Source organism: Janthinobacterium sp. RA13, from assembly GCF_000745325.1.
Classification (GTDB): domain Bacteria; phylum Pseudomonadota; class Gammaproteobacteria; order Burkholderiales; family Burkholderiaceae_D; genus Janthinobacterium; species Janthinobacterium rivuli.
The window spans coordinates 5,370,714-5,390,664 of record NZ_JQNP01000001.1 but is presented as its reverse complement, the minus strand read 5'-3'; the positions used below and the strand labels follow the sequence as shown (position 1 = coordinate 5,390,664).

Sequence of the window (19,951 nt, the reverse complement as noted above, 5' to 3'; positions counted from 1 at the left end):
CCATGACCCAATTACAGAATTTCCTCTTGTTCTCGCAAGAAGTGCTCGACGCGCGCGCCGCCGGCAAGGCCATCGTGGCGCTGGAATCGACCATCATTTCGCACGGCATGCCGTATCCGCAAAACGTGGAAATGGCGCGCGAAGTGGAACAGATCATCCGTGACGGCGGCGCCGTGCCGGCCACCATCGCCATCATCGGCGGCAAGATCTGCGTGGGCCTGTCGCCCGAGCAACTGGAATTGCTGGGCACCTCGCCCGACGCCATGAAGGTCAGCCGCCGCGACCTGCCGTTCGTCCTGTCGCAGGGTAAACTGGGCGCCACCACCGTGGCCGCCACCATGATCTGCGCGGAACTGGCCGGTATTGCCGTGTTCGTCACGGGCGGCATCGGCGGCGTGCACCGCGGCGCGGAAACGAGCTTCGATATTTCCGCCGACTTGCAGGAACTGGCGCAAACCTCGGTGGCCGTCGTCTGCGCGGGCGTCAAATCCATCCTCGACATCGGCCTGACCCTGGAATACCTGGAAACCCACGGCGTGCCCGTCATCAGCGTAGGCCAGGAAGGTTTCCCGGCCTTCTTCACGCGCGAAAGCGGCTTCAAGGCCGATTTCCGCCTCGACACGGCCGCCGAGCAGGCCGCCTTCATCGGCACCAAGTGGCAGCTGGGATTGAAGGGCGGCGTGATCGTCAGCAACCCCGTGCCGGCCGCGCAAGCCATGCCGAAGGAAGAGATCGATGCGATCACGGCGCAAGCGCTGCAGGAAGCGGACGCGGGCGGCGTAAAGGGCAAGCAAGTCACGCCATTCCTGTTGTCGCGCATCAAGCAACTGACGGATGGCCGCAGCCTGGCGACGAATATCGCGCTGGTCAAGCACAATGCCCAAGTCGGCACGGCGCTGGCCATTGCCATGCAGGCAGTCGTGGCACGATAATAGGACTGCTGTAAAGAAAGCGCGCGTACCTTCACGGGTCTGCGCGCCGTTCCATCGCCAAGCACCACGCAACGCCAAGGAAAGCATGTCCATCGATCTGAAACAGTTAAAGTATTTTCTTGCCGTTGCCGAGGAGAAAAGCTTCAGCCGGGCCGCCGAGCGCCTGCATATCTCGCAGCCGCCGTTGAGCCAGCAGATCATGAAACTGGAAAGCGAACTGGGCGTGCGCCTGTTTGCGCGCACCACGCGCACGTTCGAGCTGACCGTGGCGGGCAAGGCCCTGATGAACGAGGCGGCCGACCTGCTGGCCAAGATGCGCATGACCATCGACACGATCCGCCAGATTGACCGCGGCGAAGTGGGCCGCTTGCGCGTGGGCATCGTCGGCTCGGCCATGTGGGGCCCCATCCCCAGCTTGCTGGAAGAATTCCAGACCAAATTTCCCCGCGTCACCTGGACCATCCATGAGTTCGGTCCCACAGTCCAATATGAAGCGCTGCGCGCCAAGCAGATCGACGTGGGCTTCTGGCGCGAACCCAAGCTCAACGACGACGACTTACGTCACGATAATCTGCGCCAGGAACTGTGCTTCCGCGAAAACGTCTGTGTGGCCGTCAATGAACATCATCCGCTGGCGAAAAACACGTCCATCGAGCTGATCGACATCGCCCACGAGCCGATGCTGACCCTGAACCTCGACAAATCCGCGTTTCCCCGCTATCTGGTGCAATGCTGCATCAACGCCGGTTTCGAACCCGTGATCTTCCAGGAAGCGAGCGAACCGCAAACCCTGCTGGCCATGGTGGGCGCGGGCCTGGGCGTGACCCTGGTGCCGGAAACGACGAGCCGCATCGGCTGGCCCGGCGTCGTGTTTCTGCCGATCAAGACCAATCCGCCGTCGGCGAATCTGTACATCAGCTACACCACGCTCGACGACGCGCCAGTGGTGCGGGCCTTCCTGAATATCCTCAATCCCCCGGCTAATTGAAGCAAAACCTCAAGTGACATCAAGTAACGCGACCCCGAAAAGCAGCAAGACCGGGGTCGGACCCTGAGGGTCCGACCCCAGCCCTTCATTTTGGGTTTGCACTCCAATTTATATGGCTTTCATATAAATAGTTAAACAAAAACGTATTTGTCATACATATCTGGCATGATGCATAGTGATTCGGACGCCCATCGCGGCGCCGGTCCCGTGCTTGCCCTGCCCGTCATCTGACGGCGCATCCCAGCCCGCTCCGGCAGCCCCATTCGATGTTGTACCTATAAAAGAGACGGGGCGCGACTGTTGCATGAGCATCACACTGACGGCATGAAAGCAGACGAGGTCAGCAATGATCTTGTGCAATACAGTGCAATGTTGATAAGGAATTATCACCTCGTGCATCAAAAACAGGCTAAATCGGCCCCAAATTATATGTTTCACCTATAAAAAATATACAATATCGATCTTCCAGGAGCCAATTCATGAAACTTACACAATTTAGTTTGACGATCGCAGCCGTATTTTTGACTGCTCAAGCGTCCGCGGCTACCCCAAAACTGGGTGTCGTGTATGACGCGGGCGGCAAGTTCGACAAGTCGTTCAACCAATCCGCTTTCGAAGGCGCCTCGCGCTTCAAAAAAGACACGGGCATTTCCTTCATCGAAGTGCAGGCATCGAGCGATACGCAGGCTGAACAAGTCATGCGTGGCCTGGCCCGCAAGAAACTCGACATGATCGCCGCCATCGGCTTTGCGCAAACGCAAGCCGTGCAAAAGGTCGCCAAGGAATTCCCGAACGTGAAATTCGTGCTGATCGACGGCCAGGCCGCCGGCAGCAACGTCAATTCCGTCGTCTTCAAGGAAGAAGAAGGCTCCTACCTGGTGGGCGTGGCTGCGGCCATGGCCAGCAAGAGCAAGAAGGTCGGCTTCATCGGCGGCATCGATATTCCCCTGATCCGCAACTTCGCCTGCGGCTACGCGCAAGGCGCGAAAGCCGTCAATCCGAAGACGGAAATCACGCAAAACATGGTCGGCACCACGTCAGGCGCCTGGAATGACCCGGCCAAGGGCGGCGAACTGGCCCGCTCGCAATTCGAGCGCGGCGTCGATGTCGTCTTCGCCGTCGCTGGCGGCAGCGGCATGGGCACCTTGCAAATGGCCAAGGAAAAAGGCAAGCTGGCCATCGGCGTCGATTCGAACCAGAATCATCTGTATCCAGGCAGCATCCTGACCTCGATGGTCAAGCGCGTCGACAACACGGTCTACGACAGCTTCATGCAAGTCAAGAACGGCACCTGGAAGGGCGGCGTCAGCTATAAAGGCTTGAAAGAAGGCGGCGTGGATTGGGCGCTCGACGCGAACAACCGCAAGCTGATCACGCCGGAAATCGAAAAGCGCGTGTTGGGTGCGCGTAAGGACATTATCGATGGCAAGATCAAAGTGATCGATTACCGCGTCGGCAGCAGCTGCCCGGTTTAATTTTTCTCCGTATCTTTTAGCGCGCCGCCGGGGCCAGTCTCCGCGCGGCGCGTTTCCATGAAACTATCCAGTTATGAACCTATGCAGCCAGCAGTAGAATTTCGCAGCATTTCCAAGCAGTTTGGACATGTGAAGGCGAACGCCGACGTCAGTTTCTCCATCGCCAAGGGCAGTATCCATGGCCTGGTGGGGGAAAACGGCGCCGGCAAATCGACCTTGATGAGCATCCTGTACGGGTATTACCGTGCCGACGGCGGAGAAATCCTGCTCGACGGAAAAGTACAGCCTATCCGCAACAGCCAGGAAGCGATCAACCTCGGCATCGGCATGGTGCACCAGCACTTCATGCTGGTCGAGAACTTCACCGTTCTCGACAATATCATGCTGGGCACGGAAGGCGGTTTTCGCCTGGCCAGCCACCGCACGGAAGCGGAAGCGAAATTGCGCGAAATTTGCGCGCGCTACCGCCTCGACGTCGACCCGCTGGCGAAGATCGAAGACCTTTCCGTCGGGGCGCAGCAGCGCGTGGAAATCCTCAAGCAGATTTACCGCAGCGCCAATATCCTGATCCTCGACGAGCCGACGGCCGTGCTGACGGCCCAGGAAACGGCGTCGCTGTTTGAAATCCTGCGCCTGTTCAAGGAACAAGGCAAGACCATCATCCTGATCACGCACAAGCTGCAAGAGATCCTGGAAATCACCGACAACGTCACCGTCATGCGCGGCGGCACGGTGGTGGGCGCCGTGGCGACGGCCGGCACCTCGAAAGAGGAACTGGCCAACATGATGGTCGGCCGCCCCATCCAGAGCCACTTGCCCCGTGCACCGTACAATCCGGGCGCCACGGTGCTGGAAGTGGACGGTCTGCAACTGGCGGATGAGCAACAGGTGAAACTGCTGGCCGACATCGGTTTCAACTTGCGCGCCGGCGAAATCGTCGCCATCGCGGGCGTCTCCGGCAATGGCCAGAGCGAACTGCTGGAAATCCTCTCGGGCATGCGCTTGCCCACCTCGGGCAAGCTGCGTTTTCTCGACAAGGACTTGCCGTTTGCCAAACGCCACGATGCCGACGGCTTGCCGCTGGCCTTCCGCGAGCTGGGCATCGCCCACATTCCTGAAGACCGCTTGCGCGATGGCGTGGTGAAAAATTTCTCCGTCATGCAAAACACCATCCTCGGTTACCAGGATCACCTGAAAAACCGCTGGGGCCTGTTCAACTTCAAGGCCATCGGCGCCCGCTGCGCGGAACTGCTGAAGACTTTCGACGTGCGCCCGGCCAATCCTGACTTGCGCATCGGCTTGCTGTCGGGCGGTAACCAGCAAAAAGTGGTGATCGCGCGCGAAGTGCTGGCCAAGCCGAAACTGATGCTGGTAGGCCAGCCCACGCGCGGCGTCGACATCGGCACCATCGAAAGCATCCATACGCAATTGCTGGCCCTGCGCGACGCGGGCGTGGCGATCCTGCTGGTGTCCGTCGAACTGGAAGAAGTGCGGGCGCTGGCCGACCGCATTCTCGTCATGTGCGGCGGACGCATCACCGGCGAACTGAAAATTGAAGAATTCGATACCACCCGCATCGGTCTGTTGATGGGGGGAATGCATAAATCATGAATAACGACTTGCCACGCTGGGCGACAGCCTTTGTCATGCCCATGTTAAACCTGCTGTCGGCCTTGCTGGTCGCGGCCCTGGTGATTTATATGCTGGGCGAAGACCCGGCCGAATCGCTGTCCATCCTCGTCCACAGCGCCATCCTCAATCCGGAAGGCTTGAGCTACACCCTGTTCTACGCCAGCACCTTCATTTTCACGGGCCTGTCGGTCTCCGTGGCGATGCAGGCCGGGCTGTTCAATATCGGTTCCGAAGGCCAGATGTATATCGGCGGCCTGGGCTTGACGGTGGCCATGCTGGCCTTCGACCAGACCCTGCCCGCCTGGCTATTGATTCCAGCGGCCATGATAGGCGCGGCCCTGTTCGGCGCGCTGTGGGGCTTTTTGCCTGGCTACCTGCAAGCGAAGCGCGGCAGCCACATCGTCGTCACCACCATCATGTTCAACTTCATCGCCGCCAGCCTGATGAACTTCGTGATCGTGAAATACCTGATCCCACCGGGCGAGCAGAACACGGCCAGCCGCGTGTTTGCGGAAAGCGGCGAAATGCCGCGCTTAAGTACCTGGTTCCCATCCTTGGGCGACACGCCGTTGAACATCAGTTTTATCCTGGCGATCGCCGCGCTGGTGATCTACGGCGTGATGGTGTGGCGCTCGTCGTGGGGCTTCAAGCTGCGCGCCACGGGCCTGAACAAGCACGCGGCGCACTATGCGGGCGTGTCAATCAGCAAGATGATCATCATCGTCATGCTGATCTCGGGCGCGCTGGCGGGCCTCGGTTCCGTCAATTCCATCATGGGTTCTACGCATTATCTGTCGCTCAATTTCGTCGGTGGCGCCGGCTTCATCGGCATCGCCATCGCCCTGATGGGCCGCCAGCATCCGGTCGGCATCTTCCTGTCGGCCGTGCTGTTCGGCGCGCTGATCCAGGGTGGCTTCGACTTGTCGCTGGAAAAACCGAATATCCCGACGGAAACTTTCATTTTCATCCAGGGCTTGATCATCCTGTTCTGCGGCGCCATGGAAAACTTCTACGCACCGGCCATTTCCGCCCTGCTCAAGCGCACCAAAGGCTAACACCATGACACTCGACGACTTTCAATTCGCCAGCATCCTGGTATCGACCGTGCGCAATGCGCCCGTCCTGATCTTTGCCGCCATGGCCGGCCTGTTTGCCGAACGCAGCGGCATGATCGACATCGGCCTGGAAGGCAAGATCCTGGCCAGCGCCTTCGCTTCCGCCGCCGTGGCCTACACGACGCAAAACCCGTATTACGGCATGGCTGCCGGCATGCTCGTGTGCGTCGCTCTGGCCCTGCTGCAGGCCTACGTCAGCATCACGCAAAAGGGCAACCAGCTGGTGGCCGGCATGGCGATCAACATCGCCATGAGCGGACTGACGTTTGTGTTGGCGCAATTTTTCTTCCAGCAAGGCGGCCGCACGCCCGACCTCGGTTCGGCGCGGCTGTTCGACGTGGTCTTGCCGGGCACGCAGTATGTGGAACATATCCCGTTCATCGGCTGGGTGTATGCCCATTTGATCGGCGGCCATTCCATCCTCGTCTACGTGGCGTTCCTGTTGATCCCGCTCGTGCACTGGTTGCTGTACCACACGCGCTTCGGCCTGCGCCTGCGCGCCTGCGGCGAAAACCCACATGCGGCCGACTCGGCGGGCGTGAGCGTGGAAGCGACGCGCTACCTGGCCATGCTGGTGGCCGGCATCCTGTGTTCGTTCTCGGGCGCCTATCTTGCCATAGTGCAAAGCGGCTTCTTCCTGCGCGACATGTCGGCCGGCGCCGGCTACCTGGCCCTGACGGCCATGGTGTTCGGCAACTGGCGTCCCGTCTACACCTTCCTCGGCTGTCTGATGTTCGGCTTCTTCGCCGCCATCCAGATTCAAATTGAAGGCGTGGACTTGCCGGTCGTGGGCCGCATCCCCGGCTCCTTGATCCAGATGGTGCCGTACGTGGTTACCGTCATCGTGCTGGCGGGCTTGATGGCGAAATCCATCGCGCCAAAAGCGATCGGCATTCCGTTCGTCAAGTCCCGCTAAGTTTCAGCGAGCGCTGGCAAAAAAGCGAAGCTCACGGGCTTCGCTTTTTTTACGCCTGAAGAATTGCGTCCAGCGAGAAATACGCGGGCAGCCCCAGGCTGCGCGCCACTTCCACCATCTGGTCGGCGCCTTGGGACGCACCGCCGAGGCGCAGCACGGCATCACAATGGCTCAATAAACGCGTCGCATGCGCGTGAAATAATTCCTCGTACACGGCGTCGCCCACTTGGCTTGAACCGGCCAGCGCCAGCATGGGCAAGGCCAGCCATTCACCGAGCACGGGCATGTGGCCCCTGGCATACAGGGGCAGGCAGACGGCTTGCATGGCCGCCACATTCGCCGCCATCAGGGCCGGATCGTCGCCCGTGCCGGAGCGATACGGGCCGGCAACGAGGATCTGCATGCCTTGTTTGACCGGCATCAAATGCAGCTGCGCATGCTGTAGCAGCATGATGGTCTTGCCGTCGCAGATGCGGCCATCGGCCACCATGCGCATGGCCTGCGCCAAGGGCAGCTCCAGTACTTCGATGTCTTCGCCCTCGTGCGCCAGGCCGCCTCCGTCGCCGATGCGGCTGGCCGGGTCGTACTCGGCGACAAAGAAATGCAAACGCTCCGTCACGGAACCGGGACTCATGAAGGCTTCGAAGACCTTGTGCACTTGTCCCACCCGGTAACCGGTTTCCTCTTCCACCTCGGCGCGGATGCGCTGCTCCGCGCTGGCCTCTTCCAGCAAGCCGGCCGCCGCTTCGATGAGGAAACCATCGTGGCCATCGCGGTAGGTGGGAAAGCGGAACTGGCGGATCAGGATCACCGTGCGTTGGACTTTGTTGTAGAGCAGGATGGTGGCGCCATCGCCACGGTCATAGGTTTCCCGCGTCTGCGTCTGCCATTCACCATCGTGACGCAGATAGTCGAACGTGGTCTTTTGCAGCAGATACCAGTCATGCGACAGGGTTTGCACGTTCTGAATGCGGACCCGTTCCTGCTTGCTGTTTTCTTCGCGCATAGTGTCTCCTTGTGCTTGTCTTTGTCGACTTTATCATGCAAACTCGTGCAATATCAAGAAAATACAAGAAAAACCATGCTGACACATCAACGCAAACAATACCTGCTGGACTTGCTCCAGCGCGAAGGGCAGATCGTCGCCAGGGCCGTCAGCGATAGCCTGGGCTTGTCGGAAGACACGATACGGCGCGACCTGCGCGAACTGGCAAAAGATGGGTTGTTGGAGCGCGTGCATGGCGGCGCCCTGCCCTTGCTGCCGCGCTCGCCCGCGCTGGCGCCGTTTGCGGGGCGCGAACAGATTTCGCCCGAAGCCAAGCCCGCCATCGGCCGCGCGGCGGGCGCCATGATACAAACGGGACAAGTGGTGTTCCTCGATGGCGGCACTACCGCCGTGCAGCTGGCGCGCCAGCTGCCGCGCGACTTGCGCGCCACCATCGTCACGCACAGCCCCTCGATTGCCGTCGAACTGGTGCATCATCCATCGATCGAGGTGCTGATGCTGGGCGGGCGCCTGTACAAGCACTCGATCGTGGGTGTCGGCGCCGCCACAGTGGAAGCCATCGGCCGCATCCGTGCCGACCTGTATTTCATGGGCGTGTCCAGCCTGCATCCGCAAGCGGGCATCACCACCGGGGATTATGAAGAAGCGTGCGTGAAACGCGCGCTGAGCGAGGCGTCAAGCCGCACCATCGTGCTGGCGTCGCCGGAAAAATTCAATACGGCTTCGCCGTTCCAGATCGCGCCCTTGAGCCAGGTCAACGATATCATCGTGCACCGCGACGTGGACGACGCCCTGCTCGCGCCCTACCGCGAGATGGGAATCGCCATCACACTGGCATGAAAAAAGCGGCCCGCAGGCCGCTTTCGAATGACATCTTACTGCGGCCAAATTACTGCGGCCAGATCGCCTGCAGCACGGCGGCCAGATGATAGCCGCCCTCGATCAGCTGCTGCTTCGCCAGTGCCGAGCTGGGCACGGGATAGTTGTCGGGCACCGTCAAGCTCCAGACGTTGTAGACCTCGCCCTTGCGGCTCGTCTGCTGCGTGGCAGAGCCAGCCACCACATCCGTGAAAGCAAGCTTCGATGCCGCCAGCGAGGCATCGGCCCACTGATACGGCCAGGTGGCAGGGTCGCCGCTGTTGGCGCTCACTACCGGCGCGCTGGCGATCACGGTGCGGGCGAACTGCTGCGGCGTGCGCGTGCTCAGGCGGCGCATGGCGTAGTCGACCACGGTCGTATCCCAATACGAATGCAAGGGCTTGGTGGGCGATTTCGGATAGCTGCTGGCAGGCTTGGCCGCGCCATCCTCGGCCGGCAGCGGCGCAGGAATCACGGCATCGGACAAGGCCGTCATCTTCGCATCGTCAAGCAGTAAATCGTTGCCGCCGCGCGCGTTGAAAATGGCGACGTCATCGATCTGCGCCTGCGTGGCGGGCACGAAAAACTGGCCATCCTTGCCGAGAAACGCATTGCCCACATGCAAAGGCTGGTGGATATCGCCCACCAGGTGCGTGATCAGGATCAGGGCTTCGCGCTGGCTGAAGCCGTGCGGATTGCTGGCCGCATCAGCCTTGCCTTGCAGCACCAGGATCGCCTGCTTGAGCGTTTGCACGATATCGTCATCGGCCGTGCCCACGCCATGGTCGTGATAGTGCGCGTTCTGGAACGGCACGTTCGTGTAATGGTATTCGCCGTGTTTCGGGTTCGCCGCCACATACGTCAGCATTTCCGGTGTTTGCGGGCCGCAATACGTGCCTTTCACGCAATCGGGCCAGTTGGCGATCTTTTCCAGGCTTTCGCCCGGCAGCAGCAACTTGGCCACTTGCGCCTGGGCCGCGCTACCCTTGAGCAATTGATCGGCGATGGCGCCCACGGCGCGGTGGCCGTCATTGCCCCAGGCCAGCACATTGCCGGACGCAAAAGCGGCGCCCAGCGCCAGCACGCTCAGCAGTTTTTTCATGTTCACTATTACTCCTTGCCTTGCGGCGCAGCCTTGGCCGGCTTCGGATACTGCTTGTTGATGTCGATGGGCTGCGCATACGCCGAGCTCCACGTCTGCTCATGCAGCGCGGCAATGCGCTGCGCCATCTGTTCGTTGCGCAGCACCACTTCCAGGTTGCGCGAGAGGTCGAAATAACCGCCCGCCCAGTTGCTCGTGCCGACCCAGGCCAGCTTGCCGTCGATGGTCATGGTCTTGCTGTGGATCACGCGCGCGAACGGGATGAAACCGGTCGACGCCGCGGGAATCGTCACGATACGGATGTCCACGTTCGGCACCAGGGCCAGGCTTTTCAGGTAGGCGATGGCCGGCGCTTCCGTGTTCCAGCTTGACACCATCAGCTTGATTTTCACGCCACGCTGGGCGGCCGCGCGCACGGCATTGTCGATCACGGCGTAGTACGGCCGCGTACGGTTCGGACCGTAGGACAGCGGCGCGTAGTCGAGCAACTGGATGCGCACTTCGTTTTTCGCTTCCGCCAGCAAGGCGGGCAAGCCCGTTTCCGAGTCGCCCACGCCGGCCGGGTTGTAGGCATTCGGGCTGGCCAGCAGGAAAGCGTTTTGCGCGTAATTGGCCGGCACCACCTTGCTGTTAAGTACCGTGGCGCGGCTGCCTTGCGACGTCAATGCCTGGGCTTGCCAATCCTGCTCGAAGATGGCTTGCACCTGGCTCACCATGGCGGCTTCCGTGATTTTCAAGCCCGTCTCATGGATGTGCTCGAACGAGCGCCAGTCGAAATTCTGGCTGCCGATGTACGCCACCTGGCCATCGACGGCCAGGTATTTGGCGTGCACGATGCCGTTGCCCGTGACTTTATTGAAATCGATGAGGCGCAAGTCCAGATTGGGAATCGCTTTGATCTGCGCGATGGTGGCCGCTTCCGACAAGCCCACGCCCTTCTGGTCCAGCAGGAAGCGGATCTTCACGCCGCGCTGGCCGGCCGCCGTCAGGCTGGCCAGCACTTTTTCAAAAACCGTACCCGGCTTGCTGACAGCATAGAACTGCGCGATGACGATCTCTTTCTTGGCCGAATCAAACAGCTCGCTCCACACGGCAACAGGCTCGCGCAGGTCGGGATTCGTCAGGGTGGTTTCCACGGGCGAGGTGTGCACCAGTTCAAAGCCGGGAATGGTGAAGTCCGCGTGGGCCGTGCCCGCAAACAGGGTAGTGACGAGCAGGGAAACAAATAAACGACGCATGGTTTTTCCTTGTAAATTATTTGACGCGCACGATGCGGCCGGCCGCCGTGGGGCTGCCGGCCGGCTTGCCGGCACGCGCGCGGTCGATCAGGTAATTGCTGAAGGCGTCGATGTCGCGCACGCCCGTGTCGAGCCGGCGCGTGCCGGCCGCCAGCACGGTGAAGCGGTCGCCGCCGCCGGCCAGAAAACTGTTGGCGGCGACTCTGTATTGTTGATTGTCGTCAAGGGGAATGCCATTGAGCATGATGCTGCCCGGCAGCACACGCTGCCCGTGCGGCTTGGTGCTGTCCCAGCGATAAGTAAAACCTTCGGATACTTGCAGCAGATTGCCCTCGCCCGCCTCTGCTCCTGGCCATTGCTGCTCGAGCAAGGTACGGATTTGCGCACCGGACAGACTCACGACGATCAGCGTATTGCCGAACGGGACAACTGCCTGGTTCTGGCCCACGTTCGTCATCAGGTCGGCGCCCGCTTCCAGGTCCTTGCGGATGCCGCCATTGTTCATCAAACCGATTTGCGCACCGGCGGCGCGCGCGCCGAACAGGGTGCTGTCGGCCACCAGGTCGCCCAACGGCGAAGCGCCGCCACCCTTGGTGCTGCGGCCCACGTTCGGCACGGCGATGGCGGCCACGGGACGCGACAATTCCGCCGCGCTGCGCTGCTTGACCGATTCCAGGTAGGCTGCGACGGCCGGGTCCGGCTCATACATGCCTGGCAGCATGACGACATTTTGCGCGCTGGCATCAACGACGGCATTCTTGACGGGATCAACCTTGAGCTTGATGCGCGTCAACATATGTCCACCCATCTGCGCTTGCGTCACGAGGCGGCCATCGACACGGCACAGATAACCCTGGTGCGAATGGCCGCTGATGACCAGCTGGATGGCCGGGTCGAGGCGTTTCACCACGTCGACCACTTCGCCTTTCAACTGGTTGCAGTCGGGCTGGTCGACGGCTTCCTTCGTCTCGCCGCCCTGGTGCAGCAGCACGACAAACACGCCCACACCCTGCGCGCGCAGTTGCGGCAGGGTGGCGTTGATGGCGTCCGCCTCATCGCCGAACTGCAGGCCGGCAATACCGGCGGCCGTCACGACGGACGGCGTATCTTTCAGCACGGCGCCGATCAGGCCCACCTTGACGCCATGCGCCTCTTCGATGCGGTAGGCCGGCAGCAGGGGCTTGCCCGTTTGTGTATCGATGACATTGGCCGCCATATAGGTGTAGCTGGCGCCCTTGAAGTCCGGCGTAAACTTGCACGCCTTGTCGGCGCGCGACGATTCGCAGCCACCGTGCTGCTGGCGCAGCAATTCCGCCTTGCCCTGGTCGAATTCGTGGTTGCCGACAGAACTGGCCTTCATGCCCAGCATGTTCATGGCCACGATGCTCGGCTCGTCCGCCCACAGCGCCGACATGGCGGGACTGGCACCGACCAGGTCGCCATTGCCGACAAAAATCAGCTGCGCATCTTCGCGCCGCCATGCGGTGAGGGCGCCGGACAAGGTATCGATGCCGCCAGCCTGCACCGTCTTGCGCTCGGCATCGGCAACGCTCGTGTAGCTAAATTTGCTGCGGTCGAGATTGCCATGAAAATCGTTCAGGGCAACCAGGTTGATGTCGACGGGCGCCACGGGATGGGTGGCGCAACCGGACATGGCGGCGGCGATGGCCACCGCGATCAGGGATAAGGGCAGTGTTTTCATAGGCTTCGCAGCATAGCGCAAGGGCCGGGATACGGCATTGCGCAAACGGGTTAAACAAGGTCCGGCTGCACAACGCCGGCAGAAAAGAAAAACGGGCCCTGAGGCCCGTTGCAACACATCGCGCGCAGCCTGGCCTGCAGGCTGCGCGTCAACGCCGATTAGATATCGATCGACAGGGTGACCGATACGAAGCGTGGTGCGCCCAGGTAGTAACGCTGGGTATCTGGCGTTAATGTTATGCCTGGGATTGCCTTGGTAAACCTTGCCGAGCTTGAGGACGGATTGCGGTACTGCTTGTCCGTGATGTTGCTCAGGTTAAACGTCAGCTTCGGACGCTTCAAGTAACCGAAGTTGGCAAAGGTGTAGCCGCCGTCGATACCGAAGGTGGTGTAGCCTGGTGCCGTTTCATCATTGACCATCGATGCTTGCTGCTGGCCGGTGGCGCGCGCTTTCACGCGGGTCCAGAACGACCCATTCTGGTACTCGATCGACAGGCCGGCTTTCTTTCGTGGCGTATTGATCATTTCCTTGCCAGCGGTAGGCAGGAATTGGTTCACGCCAACCTGCATGTTGTCCTTGATCTCGCTATCATTGAAACCCAGCGAACCGTACATCGCCCAGCCATTGATCGGCGTATTGCCGATTTCAAATTCCAGGCCCTTGTTGCTGACGCGGCCCACGTTGCTGTAGCTATTCGTTTGTGTAATGGAATCAAAGCTGGTTGCCTGGCGATCCTTGAAGTCGACGAAGAACGCCGTCACCGAAGCGATGAACTTGTCATCTTGGTGGCGATAGCCGATATCGGTGTTCCACGACGATTCTTGTTTCACGTCACCAATAAAGCTGGCGACGCCATTGACCACTTTCACGTTGCTGCCGATGTTGCCGAACACGAAGTTAGGTGGTGCTTTGACGTTCTTAGCGACCGAAATGAACAGTTGATCGTCGTTGGTGATGCGGTAACGGGCACCCAGTTGCGGCAGCAGGGTGCTGTACTTCTTGACCATGTTGTATGGCTTGACGTTGTTGTTTTCGTCACCGTAGTTGGTGAAGTCACGCTTCACGTTGGGGCTGCGCACGCCGATATTGATCTTCAGCTTGTCATCATTCAGGCTGATCGTGTCTTGCAGGAAGAACTGATAGGCGGTCGAAACCGACATCCAATTACGGCTTTGCGCTGGCGTGCCATCCGGACGCAGTATCTGGCCGTTTTGCAGGTAAGGATCCTGCGAGATACCATCATTGCTCAATGCCAGCATCGGACCCGTTTGCTGATGGCGTGCACGCTCGTACCATAAGCCACCGAGCACCTCGTGGTTACCCGACGACCAGTTCAGCGACGCGGTCACACCTGGACGGAAGGTCTTGGTGACGCTGGCGTTGGCGACCACGACGGTGTCGATCGTATCGCCGTCGCCGTTCAGGTCCACGCCGCTATTGCGCAGGCCAGTGGTCGCGTCATAAAAACCTTTTTCCGACTGCGCACGCTGTTGCACGCCGCCGTTACCGTAGCCGTACCAGATGTATGGCAATACTTTCAGGTCCAGGTTCTCGTTCAGGCGGAACTTGGCCGTTGCCGAGGCGATGGCATTCTTGAATGGATTGATGCCCAGCTTGTAGAAGGCTGGGGACTGGTTTTTTTCAACTTGCGGCAAACCACCTTTTACCGGTGTCAGATGGCCTTGGAAAGTATCGGCATAGTCAAAGTTATAACCGTTCTTGTTGATTTCAGCCAAGGTCAGGTTATTGATGTTGTTGTTCATCGCCTCGTTGTACAGCAAGGTGGCGTGAATATAGTTGAAGCGATCCCAGTCGTAGTTGATGCCGGCATCGATATGGTCGCGCTTGGCGCCGCCCTTGCCTTTCCATTTGTCGGCTTCGGCATGCGAAGCGGACACGAACATCTTGGTGCGCTTGTCCGAGAACAGGCCAGTGTCGACGCGCACGAAGGTTTTCTTCATGTTCAATTGACCGAAGGTCTGCATCATGCGCAGGCGGTGCTTATCTTCAGGATTGCAGGTATTGATACCAAAGTTGCCGCCGGTAGCGCCCACTTGTGGCGAATCGGCATCGGTCGAACCCTGGGTCACGGTTTGCGAGCAGGTATTTTCCTGGTCGACATATTCTTGTGGGTAGATGGCAAAACTACCGGAGTCATTCACCGGCACGCCATTGATCGTGGCGCCGATCTGGTCGGAGTTAAACCCGCGCAGTGTCAGGCCGCCGCCGAACAGGCCGGTTGCATCGTAGTTGTAACTATTCACAGCTGGCAACATCTCCAGGGCTTCGTACGCATTGCCCGTTGGACGCTGCTTTTCCAGTTCTTCTGCCGTAATCGTGCTGCGTGCTTTTGGCGCATCTTCCGTCACCATCAGGCCCATACCGGTTTTTTTCGCGGTAATGACCACTTTTGTGGCTTCGTCAGCACTTTGCGCATGCGCAGTAGAGATGCCGAAGCAAGCCAGTTGGCATGCCACTGCGATCATACTTAGTCGCAATTTTGGTTGTTGAATGAACTGCATTTGAACCCCCTAGAGTGTGTTGTAACTTACAAGATTTTGACTTGCTTATATTGTGGTGAAACACGGAAACTATCCAACTAGACACGGCAGTATAAAGATCGAATATTTCAAATCCGTTACACGGATATGACCGCAATGTGACAGGAGCCGCTAGACATCCTGAATTGTCACAAAAGCGATAGCAAAAATGACTTATTCAACTCTTCGCCGTCCAACTATGCATTAAGGTCTGTAGGCTGACAAATACGTTTTTTTTTAATAATTTATATATAAAAAATATAAATCACCGCTGGAAGCCGCATTTTTTGTATCAACCGAGCAAGCTCACCTCATCGGGGCGAAATTATAGATGAGCGGCAACACTTGGAAATTGTTTCAGAAAATAATTGCAAGAAAGCACTACCAGCGCATCATTTTTTGTCGTAAAGACACAACAAAATGGATAAAAGGAGGGTTTTGTAACTATGAAGATCAGAAGCTTACGCGACCGCTAGTTGCGGTCGCGTGGCAGGCAGGAGGGGTGAAATACTTTTACGGTTTTACAACAATTGCTTTGCGATCACTATTTGCGATCAAGGCTTCAAAACGGGTGAAACGGGCATCGAGTGCTTTCAGCAAGCGTTGCTTGTCCGCTTCCGCCAAAAACGAATAACGCAGGCTGTTGTAGGACAGCTTTTTGATTTCCGCATAATCGGTCTTGTACTGGCTGGCAAACAGCACGTATTCATTCGACAAGGTATTGCGCGAAACGCCCGCGTCATCGGTGGAAATGACGAAGGGCACGCCATACTTGCGGTACAGGGTGATCGGATGTGCCTGCCCCTTGATACCAAGAATGTAATCGTTGCTGGTCAGGTTCACTTCCACGGGAATGTTACGCTCGCGCATTTTCTGCATGGTCGCCAGCGCATTGTTTTCGTACGCGATATCCATGCCGTGGCCGATACGGTCGGCACCGGCCACATCGACGGCTTCGGCGATATGGAACGTCATGCCTTCCGGCGGCACCATGCCCAGCGCCAGTTCGCCGGCGTGCAGGGCGATCTTGACGTTCGGATACTTAGCCTTGAGGAATTTGAACATTTCCATGTGCAGGCTGTAGTCGCGCATGGACACGTTCACGCTTTCCTGGCCCACGATGTTTACGCCCACCAGCAGCGGATTCAGGCTCGCTGCCTTGAACGCAGCCACCATGGACGAGAACACTTGCGAGGGCGACAGGAAACGCAGCACGTACGCCTGGTAACGCATGGTGAAGTTCGCATCGTCGATGCCGGCGCTGCTGGCGTTGACGTTGTCGTTGTAGGCGGTGATGCTTTTCTGGAAGCTGGCGTCTTGCTCCAGGTTTTGAGTCCAGTTGGCCAGCACGGCTTGTAACGCCGCTGGCTGCAAGCCCGGCGCCAGCACTTGCTGGTCGAACTGCGTGCTTTGCACGAATGGCGACAGTTCGAAAATCGTCTCGATGTAGCTGAGGTTTTCCGCGATGGCGCGCTGCTTCAGGGTTTTGAGGCCATCGGCCGTGTTGCTCGACGCGACGGGGCCGAAGTAGCCGAAGGTGTCAAAAAAAGTGCGGTCCGGCGGCGTCTGGATGGCGCCGTGGTTATAGAAATCCTTGGTCGACCAGCGCTGCAGTAATTCCGCATACAGGCCCGCATCGGCAAACACTTCCGTAGACGACAGGCAGCCGCGCTGCAAGGCCGGCTTGGCGCGCTCAGCCGCCACGACGTCCTTGTTGCTTTCGATGCGATAGGTCGTCTTGTTGACGCAATAGTTTTCCTTGTCGACCCAGTCAAGGAATTGCTCGGCGTAAATGGCGCCCGAGTAATGATGATGCAGATCACCGCCCTTGGGCATCATGGAAAAGAACAGGCTCAACTCGGCTGTCTTCGGCTGGGTGCCCGAGACCAGGGCGGCAAAATGGCGCGCGGTGGCCGCTTCGTTGGAAGACGGGGCGGCCTGCGCCGTTCCGGTCAATGCCAGCGCGGCGCCAAGCGCCAGGCCAGTGAGTTTCTTGTGCATTCGCGTTCTCGCTCAGGATAAATCGTATGGAACAACGGGTAGGTCAGCCCTGCCCCCGCACATGCACGCATTGCCCGCCTGAATAGGTGGCGGCCACGGCGCGGTCATCGCCCAGCAGCGCAAAGGCAAACAGCAATTCCTCCAGGCTTTGACAGCCAGCCGTGCGGCGCTCGAGCAGCGGCGTCGATTGCTTGTCGAGCACAATAAAATCCGCTTCCGTGCCTGCCGTGAAATTGCCCAGCGTGCCTTCCAGTTGCATGGCGCGCGCGGCGCCCAGCGTCGCCAGGTAAAACATGCGCAAAGCGGGCAGATAGCTGCCTTTCAAGCGTGCTACTTTATAGGCTTCGTTCATGGTTTGCAACATCGAGAACGAGGTGCCGCCCCCCACATCCGTCGCCAGCGACAGCAGCACTTTCGCCGCATCGGCCCGCTCGAAATCGAACAGGCCGCTGCCGAGAAACAGGTTTGACGTAGGACAAATAGCGGCCGCCGACGATGTTTCGGCCATGCGCGCGCGGTCGCGCTCGTCGAGCCAGATGCAGTGGCCAAACATGGCGCGCGGGCGCAGCATGCCGTACTGGTCATACACATCGAGGTAGCTGCGCGCCTGCGGATGCAGTTCGCGCACCCAGCGGCATTCATCCTCGTTTTCCGATACATGCGTCTGCAAATAGGTATCCGGGTAGGCGCGCGCCAGCTCGCCTGCCAGATGCATCTGTTCATTCGTCGACGTCGGCACGAAACGCGGCGTGATCGCATACAGCGAGCGGCCGTGCTTGTGCCAGCGCTGGATCAGCTCCTCGCTGTCGCGCGCGCCGGACTCGGCCGTGTCGCGCAGGAACTCGGGACAGTTGCGATCCATCATGACCTTGCCCGCCACCATGCGCAAGCCACGCGCCTCGCTGGCGCCAAAGAAGGCATCGACCGATTGCGGATGCACGCTGCCATACACCATGGCCGTCGTGGTGCCGCAGCGCAGCAGTTCATCGAGGAAAAACTCGGCGACGTTGCGCGCATGGGCAGGGTCTTCAAACGCGCGCTCGGTAGGGAAGGTATAGGTTTCCAGCCACGGCAGCAAACCGGGCGCGGGCGAGGCGATCATTTCCGTCTGCGGGAAGTGTAAATGGGTATCGATGAAACCTGGCACGATCAGCTTGCCCCGGTAATCGACGATCTGCGTGCCGGGCGGCAAAGTCGGCTGCAGCTGCGCATAATCGCCGGCGGCCACGACCTTGCCATCGGCCACGATCAGCAAGCCGTCCGCATGCCAGGCGTGCGCCTCCTCGCTAAAGGCGGGATCGGCGTGGAAGTGCAGCAAGCTGGCACGGTAAGCTTGCAATGTGGCAGGAACAATCGGCATGACTTCTTTCTATAACGGGTGAATGGCGGCGCGTAGTTGGCGCCGCGGTGGCGCGCCGGCAGAGGCCAGCCGCAGCGGTGCGGCCAGGGCGGCCGCAGCCGTTTCCTCCCACACCATCAGTAATTGACAGGCAACGGAGGCGGCGATTACGGCCGGCGCCTTGTTGCGGATGCCGGGCATGCCGATCGGGCACACCATGGCGGCGATGCGCTCATCCGGCACGCCGCGCGCCTGCAGGCGGTGCTCGAACTGCTTGCGTTTCGTGTGCGAACCGATCAAGCCGAACCAGCCCGCATCCTCGCGCTCCATGATGGCTTGCGTCAAGCGTTGATCGAGCGCATGGCTATGCGTCATGACAAGAAAACTGCCGCCCGGCGGCGCCATGGCGACAAACTCCTCGGGCGTATCGGTGGCGGCGATGCGCACATTATCGGGTAGTTGCGCGGGAAACATGTCTTCGCGTTCATCGACCCAGGTGATAGTGCAGGGCAAGTGGGCCAGCGCGCGCACGATGGCGGCGCCCACGTGGCCAGCGCCAAACAAGGTCAGGTGCGCGCGCGGCGCCAGGCACGGGTCGACCAGCCAGCGCCGCCCTTCACTGCCCTGCGCCACGTGGGTTGCGCGTTCGCGGGAAAACGTGTCGGGTGCCTGGCCTGGCATGCCGGCGATCAAGCTGCCGGCGGCATCGAACAGAACGGACGCGCTCTCGCCGTCGAGCGCCGTCAAACGCCAGCTGTCTTGCTGACGGCGTTCGCGCAAGGCGGCCAGCAATGCATGCAGGCTGGCATCGACATATTCAAAAGCCAGGTGAACGACGCCACCGCAGCATTGCCCCAGACTGGGGCCAAGCGCGAAACGTTCGAGCCGCGCATGGGTATCTGCCGTCGCCAGCATGGTCTTGGCGATTTCCACGGCGCGCAATTCCAGGTGGCCGCCACCGATAGTGTCCATTTGACCATCGAGCGTGACGCGCATCTTCGCACCCGCCTCGCGCGGTCCGGAACCTTCCACCAGGGCGACCGTCACCAGCACGGATGCCCGCGTGTCATTCTCCATCGCTGTCAGCCAGTCGCTCATCCGCGTCTC

The 19,951-nt window shown here is 59.9% G+C and carries 14 protein-coding genes and 1 pseudogene; 7 read left to right on the top strand and 8 right to left on the bottom strand.

Annotated features, from left to right (window positions below):
- Positions 1-2: 2 nt before the first annotated feature.
- From FG13_RS23910 to FG13_RS23880, 6 genes are all read left to right on the top strand, one after another.
- The gene (locus FG13_RS23910; RefSeq protein ID WP_035824986.1) at positions 3-932 is read left to right on the top strand and encodes a pseudouridine-5'-phosphate glycosidase; all 930 of its coding nucleotides are present in this window, start codon (positions 3-5) and stop codon (positions 930-932) included.
- A gap of 85 nt (positions 933-1,017) precedes the next feature.
- On the top strand, positions 1,018-1,920 hold the full coding sequence (locus tag FG13_RS23905) for a LysR family transcriptional regulator (protein ID WP_035824984.1): 903 nt from the start codon (positions 1,018-1,020) through the stop codon (positions 1,918-1,920).
- 479 nt (positions 1,921-2,399) lie between these two features.
- The gene (locus tag FG13_RS23895) at positions 2,400-3,395 is read left to right on the top strand and encodes a BMP family lipoprotein (protein WP_035824980.1); all 996 of its coding nucleotides are present in this window, start codon (positions 2,400-2,402) and stop codon (positions 3,393-3,395) included.
- Between the two features lie 81 nt (positions 3,396-3,476).
- A complete protein-coding gene (locus tag FG13_RS23890) occupies positions 3,477-5,006 on the top strand; it encodes an ABC transporter ATP-binding protein (protein ID WP_035824977.1) in 1,530 nt (509 codons plus the stop codon).
- Positions 5,003-6,082, top strand: a complete 1,080-nt coding sequence (locus FG13_RS23885; RefSeq protein ID WP_035824975.1) for an ABC transporter permease — start codon at positions 5,003-5,005, stop codon at positions 6,080-6,082. The genes FG13_RS23890 and FG13_RS23885 overlap by 4 nt, the downstream gene beginning before the upstream one ends.
- A 4-nt stretch (positions 6,083-6,086) precedes the next feature.
- Positions 6,087-7,058 carry an ABC transporter permease gene (locus FG13_RS23880; RefSeq protein WP_034754516.1) on the top strand — a complete coding sequence of 324 codons (972 nt, stop codon included), beginning with the start codon at positions 6,087-6,089 and terminating at the stop codon, positions 7,056-7,058.
- 421 nt (positions 7,059-7,479) lie between these two features.
- On the opposite strand, the pseudogene FG13_RS31010 reads toward FG13_RS23880, so the two are convergent.
- Positions 7,480-8,064: pseudogene (locus FG13_RS31010) on the bottom strand (NUDIX domain-containing protein); the annotation flags it as partial.
- Positions 8,065-8,139: 75 nt separating this feature from the next.
- On the opposite strand from FG13_RS31010, the gene FG13_RS23870 reads away from it, so the two are divergent.
- Positions 8,140-8,904: a DeoR/GlpR family DNA-binding transcription regulator gene (locus FG13_RS23870; RefSeq protein WP_035824967.1), complete on the top strand. Its 765-nt coding sequence runs from the start codon at positions 8,140-8,142 to the stop codon at positions 8,902-8,904.
- 49 nt (positions 8,905-8,953) lie between these two features.
- Here FG13_RS23870 and FG13_RS23865 read toward each other — a convergent pair whose 3' ends face one another.
- The 7 genes from FG13_RS23865 to xdhC all read right to left on the bottom strand — a co-directional run bounded on the left by FG13_RS23865 (position 8,954) and on the right by xdhC (position 19,942).
- On the bottom strand, positions 8,954-10,024 hold the full coding sequence (locus FG13_RS23865; protein WP_035828657.1) for a S1/P1 nuclease: 1,071 nt from the start codon (positions 10,022-10,024) through the stop codon (positions 8,954-8,956).
- 8 nt (positions 10,025-10,032) lie between these two features.
- Positions 10,033-11,262, bottom strand: coding sequence for a phospholipase D-like domain-containing protein (locus FG13_RS23860; RefSeq protein ID WP_035824964.1), 1,230 nt, complete (start codon positions 11,260-11,262; stop codon positions 10,033-10,035).
- Positions 11,263-11,278: 16 nt separating this feature from the next.
- Positions 11,279-12,964 carry a bifunctional metallophosphatase/5'-nucleotidase gene (locus tag FG13_RS23855; protein ID WP_035824962.1) on the bottom strand — a complete coding sequence of 562 codons (1,686 nt, stop codon included), beginning with the start codon at positions 12,962-12,964 and terminating at the stop codon, positions 11,279-11,281.
- A gap of 158 nt (positions 12,965-13,122) precedes the next feature.
- Positions 13,123-15,486, bottom strand: a complete 2,364-nt coding sequence (locus tag FG13_RS23850) for a TonB-dependent receptor (protein WP_035824959.1) — start codon at positions 15,484-15,486, stop codon at positions 13,123-13,125.
- 531 nt (positions 15,487-16,017) lie between these two features.
- Positions 16,018-17,505 carry an adenosine deaminase family protein gene (locus tag FG13_RS23845; RefSeq protein WP_035824957.1) on the bottom strand — a complete coding sequence of 496 codons (1,488 nt, stop codon included), beginning with the start codon at positions 17,503-17,505 and terminating at the stop codon, positions 16,018-16,020.
- 43 nt (positions 17,506-17,548) lie between these two features.
- Entirely contained in the window at positions 17,549-18,865 is a 1,317-nt protein-coding gene (gene guaD, locus FG13_RS23840) for a guanine deaminase (RefSeq protein WP_035824955.1), read from the bottom strand.
- A gap of 9 nt (positions 18,866-18,874) precedes the next feature.
- Positions 18,875-19,942, bottom strand: coding sequence for a xanthine dehydrogenase accessory protein XdhC (gene xdhC / locus FG13_RS23835; RefSeq protein ID WP_035824952.1), 1,068 nt, complete (start codon positions 19,940-19,942; stop codon positions 18,875-18,877).
- Positions 19,943-19,951 lie beyond the last annotated feature (9 nt).

Bases quoted from the DNA above. Each gene is read 5' to 3' on its own strand.
- FG13_RS23910 (WP_035824986.1), top strand. From the start codon at position 3: ATGACCCAATTACAGAATTTCCTCTTGTTCTCGCAAGAAGTGCTCGAC.
- FG13_RS23905 (WP_035824984.1), top strand. From the start codon at position 1,018: ATGTCCATCGATCTGAAACAGTTAAAGTATTTTCTTGCCGTTGCCGAG.
- FG13_RS23895 (WP_035824980.1), top strand. From the start codon at position 2,400: ATGAAACTTACACAATTTAGTTTGACGATCGCAGCCGTATTTTTGACT.
- FG13_RS23890 (WP_035824977.1), top strand. From the start codon at position 3,477: ATGCAGCCAGCAGTAGAATTTCGCAGCATTTCCAAGCAGTTTGGACAT.
- FG13_RS23885 (WP_035824975.1), top strand. From the start codon at position 5,003: ATGAATAACGACTTGCCACGCTGGGCGACAGCCTTTGTCATGCCCATG.
- FG13_RS23880 (WP_034754516.1), top strand. From the start codon at position 6,087: ATGACACTCGACGACTTTCAATTCGCCAGCATCCTGGTATCGACCGTG.
- FG13_RS23870 (WP_035824967.1), top strand. From the start codon at position 8,140: ATGCTGACACATCAACGCAAACAATACCTGCTGGACTTGCTCCAGCGC.
- FG13_RS23865 (WP_035828657.1), bottom strand. From the start codon at position 10,024: ATGAAAAAACTGCTGAGCGTGCTGGCGCTGGGCGCCGCTTTTGCGTCC.
- FG13_RS23860 (WP_035824964.1), bottom strand. From the start codon at position 11,262: ATGCGTCGTTTATTTGTTTCCCTGCTCGTCACTACCCTGTTTGCGGGC.
- FG13_RS23855 (WP_035824962.1), bottom strand. From the start codon at position 12,964: ATGAAAACACTGCCCTTATCCCTGATCGCGGTGGCCATCGCCGCCGCC.
- FG13_RS23850 (WP_035824959.1), bottom strand. From the start codon at position 15,486: ATGCAGTTCATTCAACAACCAAAATTGCGACTAAGTATGATCGCAGTG.
- FG13_RS23845 (WP_035824957.1), bottom strand. From the start codon at position 17,505: ATGCACAAGAAACTCACTGGCCTGGCGCTTGGCGCCGCGCTGGCATTG.
- guaD (WP_035824955.1), bottom strand. From the start codon at position 18,865: ATGCCGATTGTTCCTGCCACATTGCAAGCTTACCGTGCCAGCTTGCTG.
- xdhC (WP_035824952.1), bottom strand. From the start codon at position 19,942: ATGAGCGACTGGCTGACAGCGATGGAGAATGACACGCGGGCATCCGTG.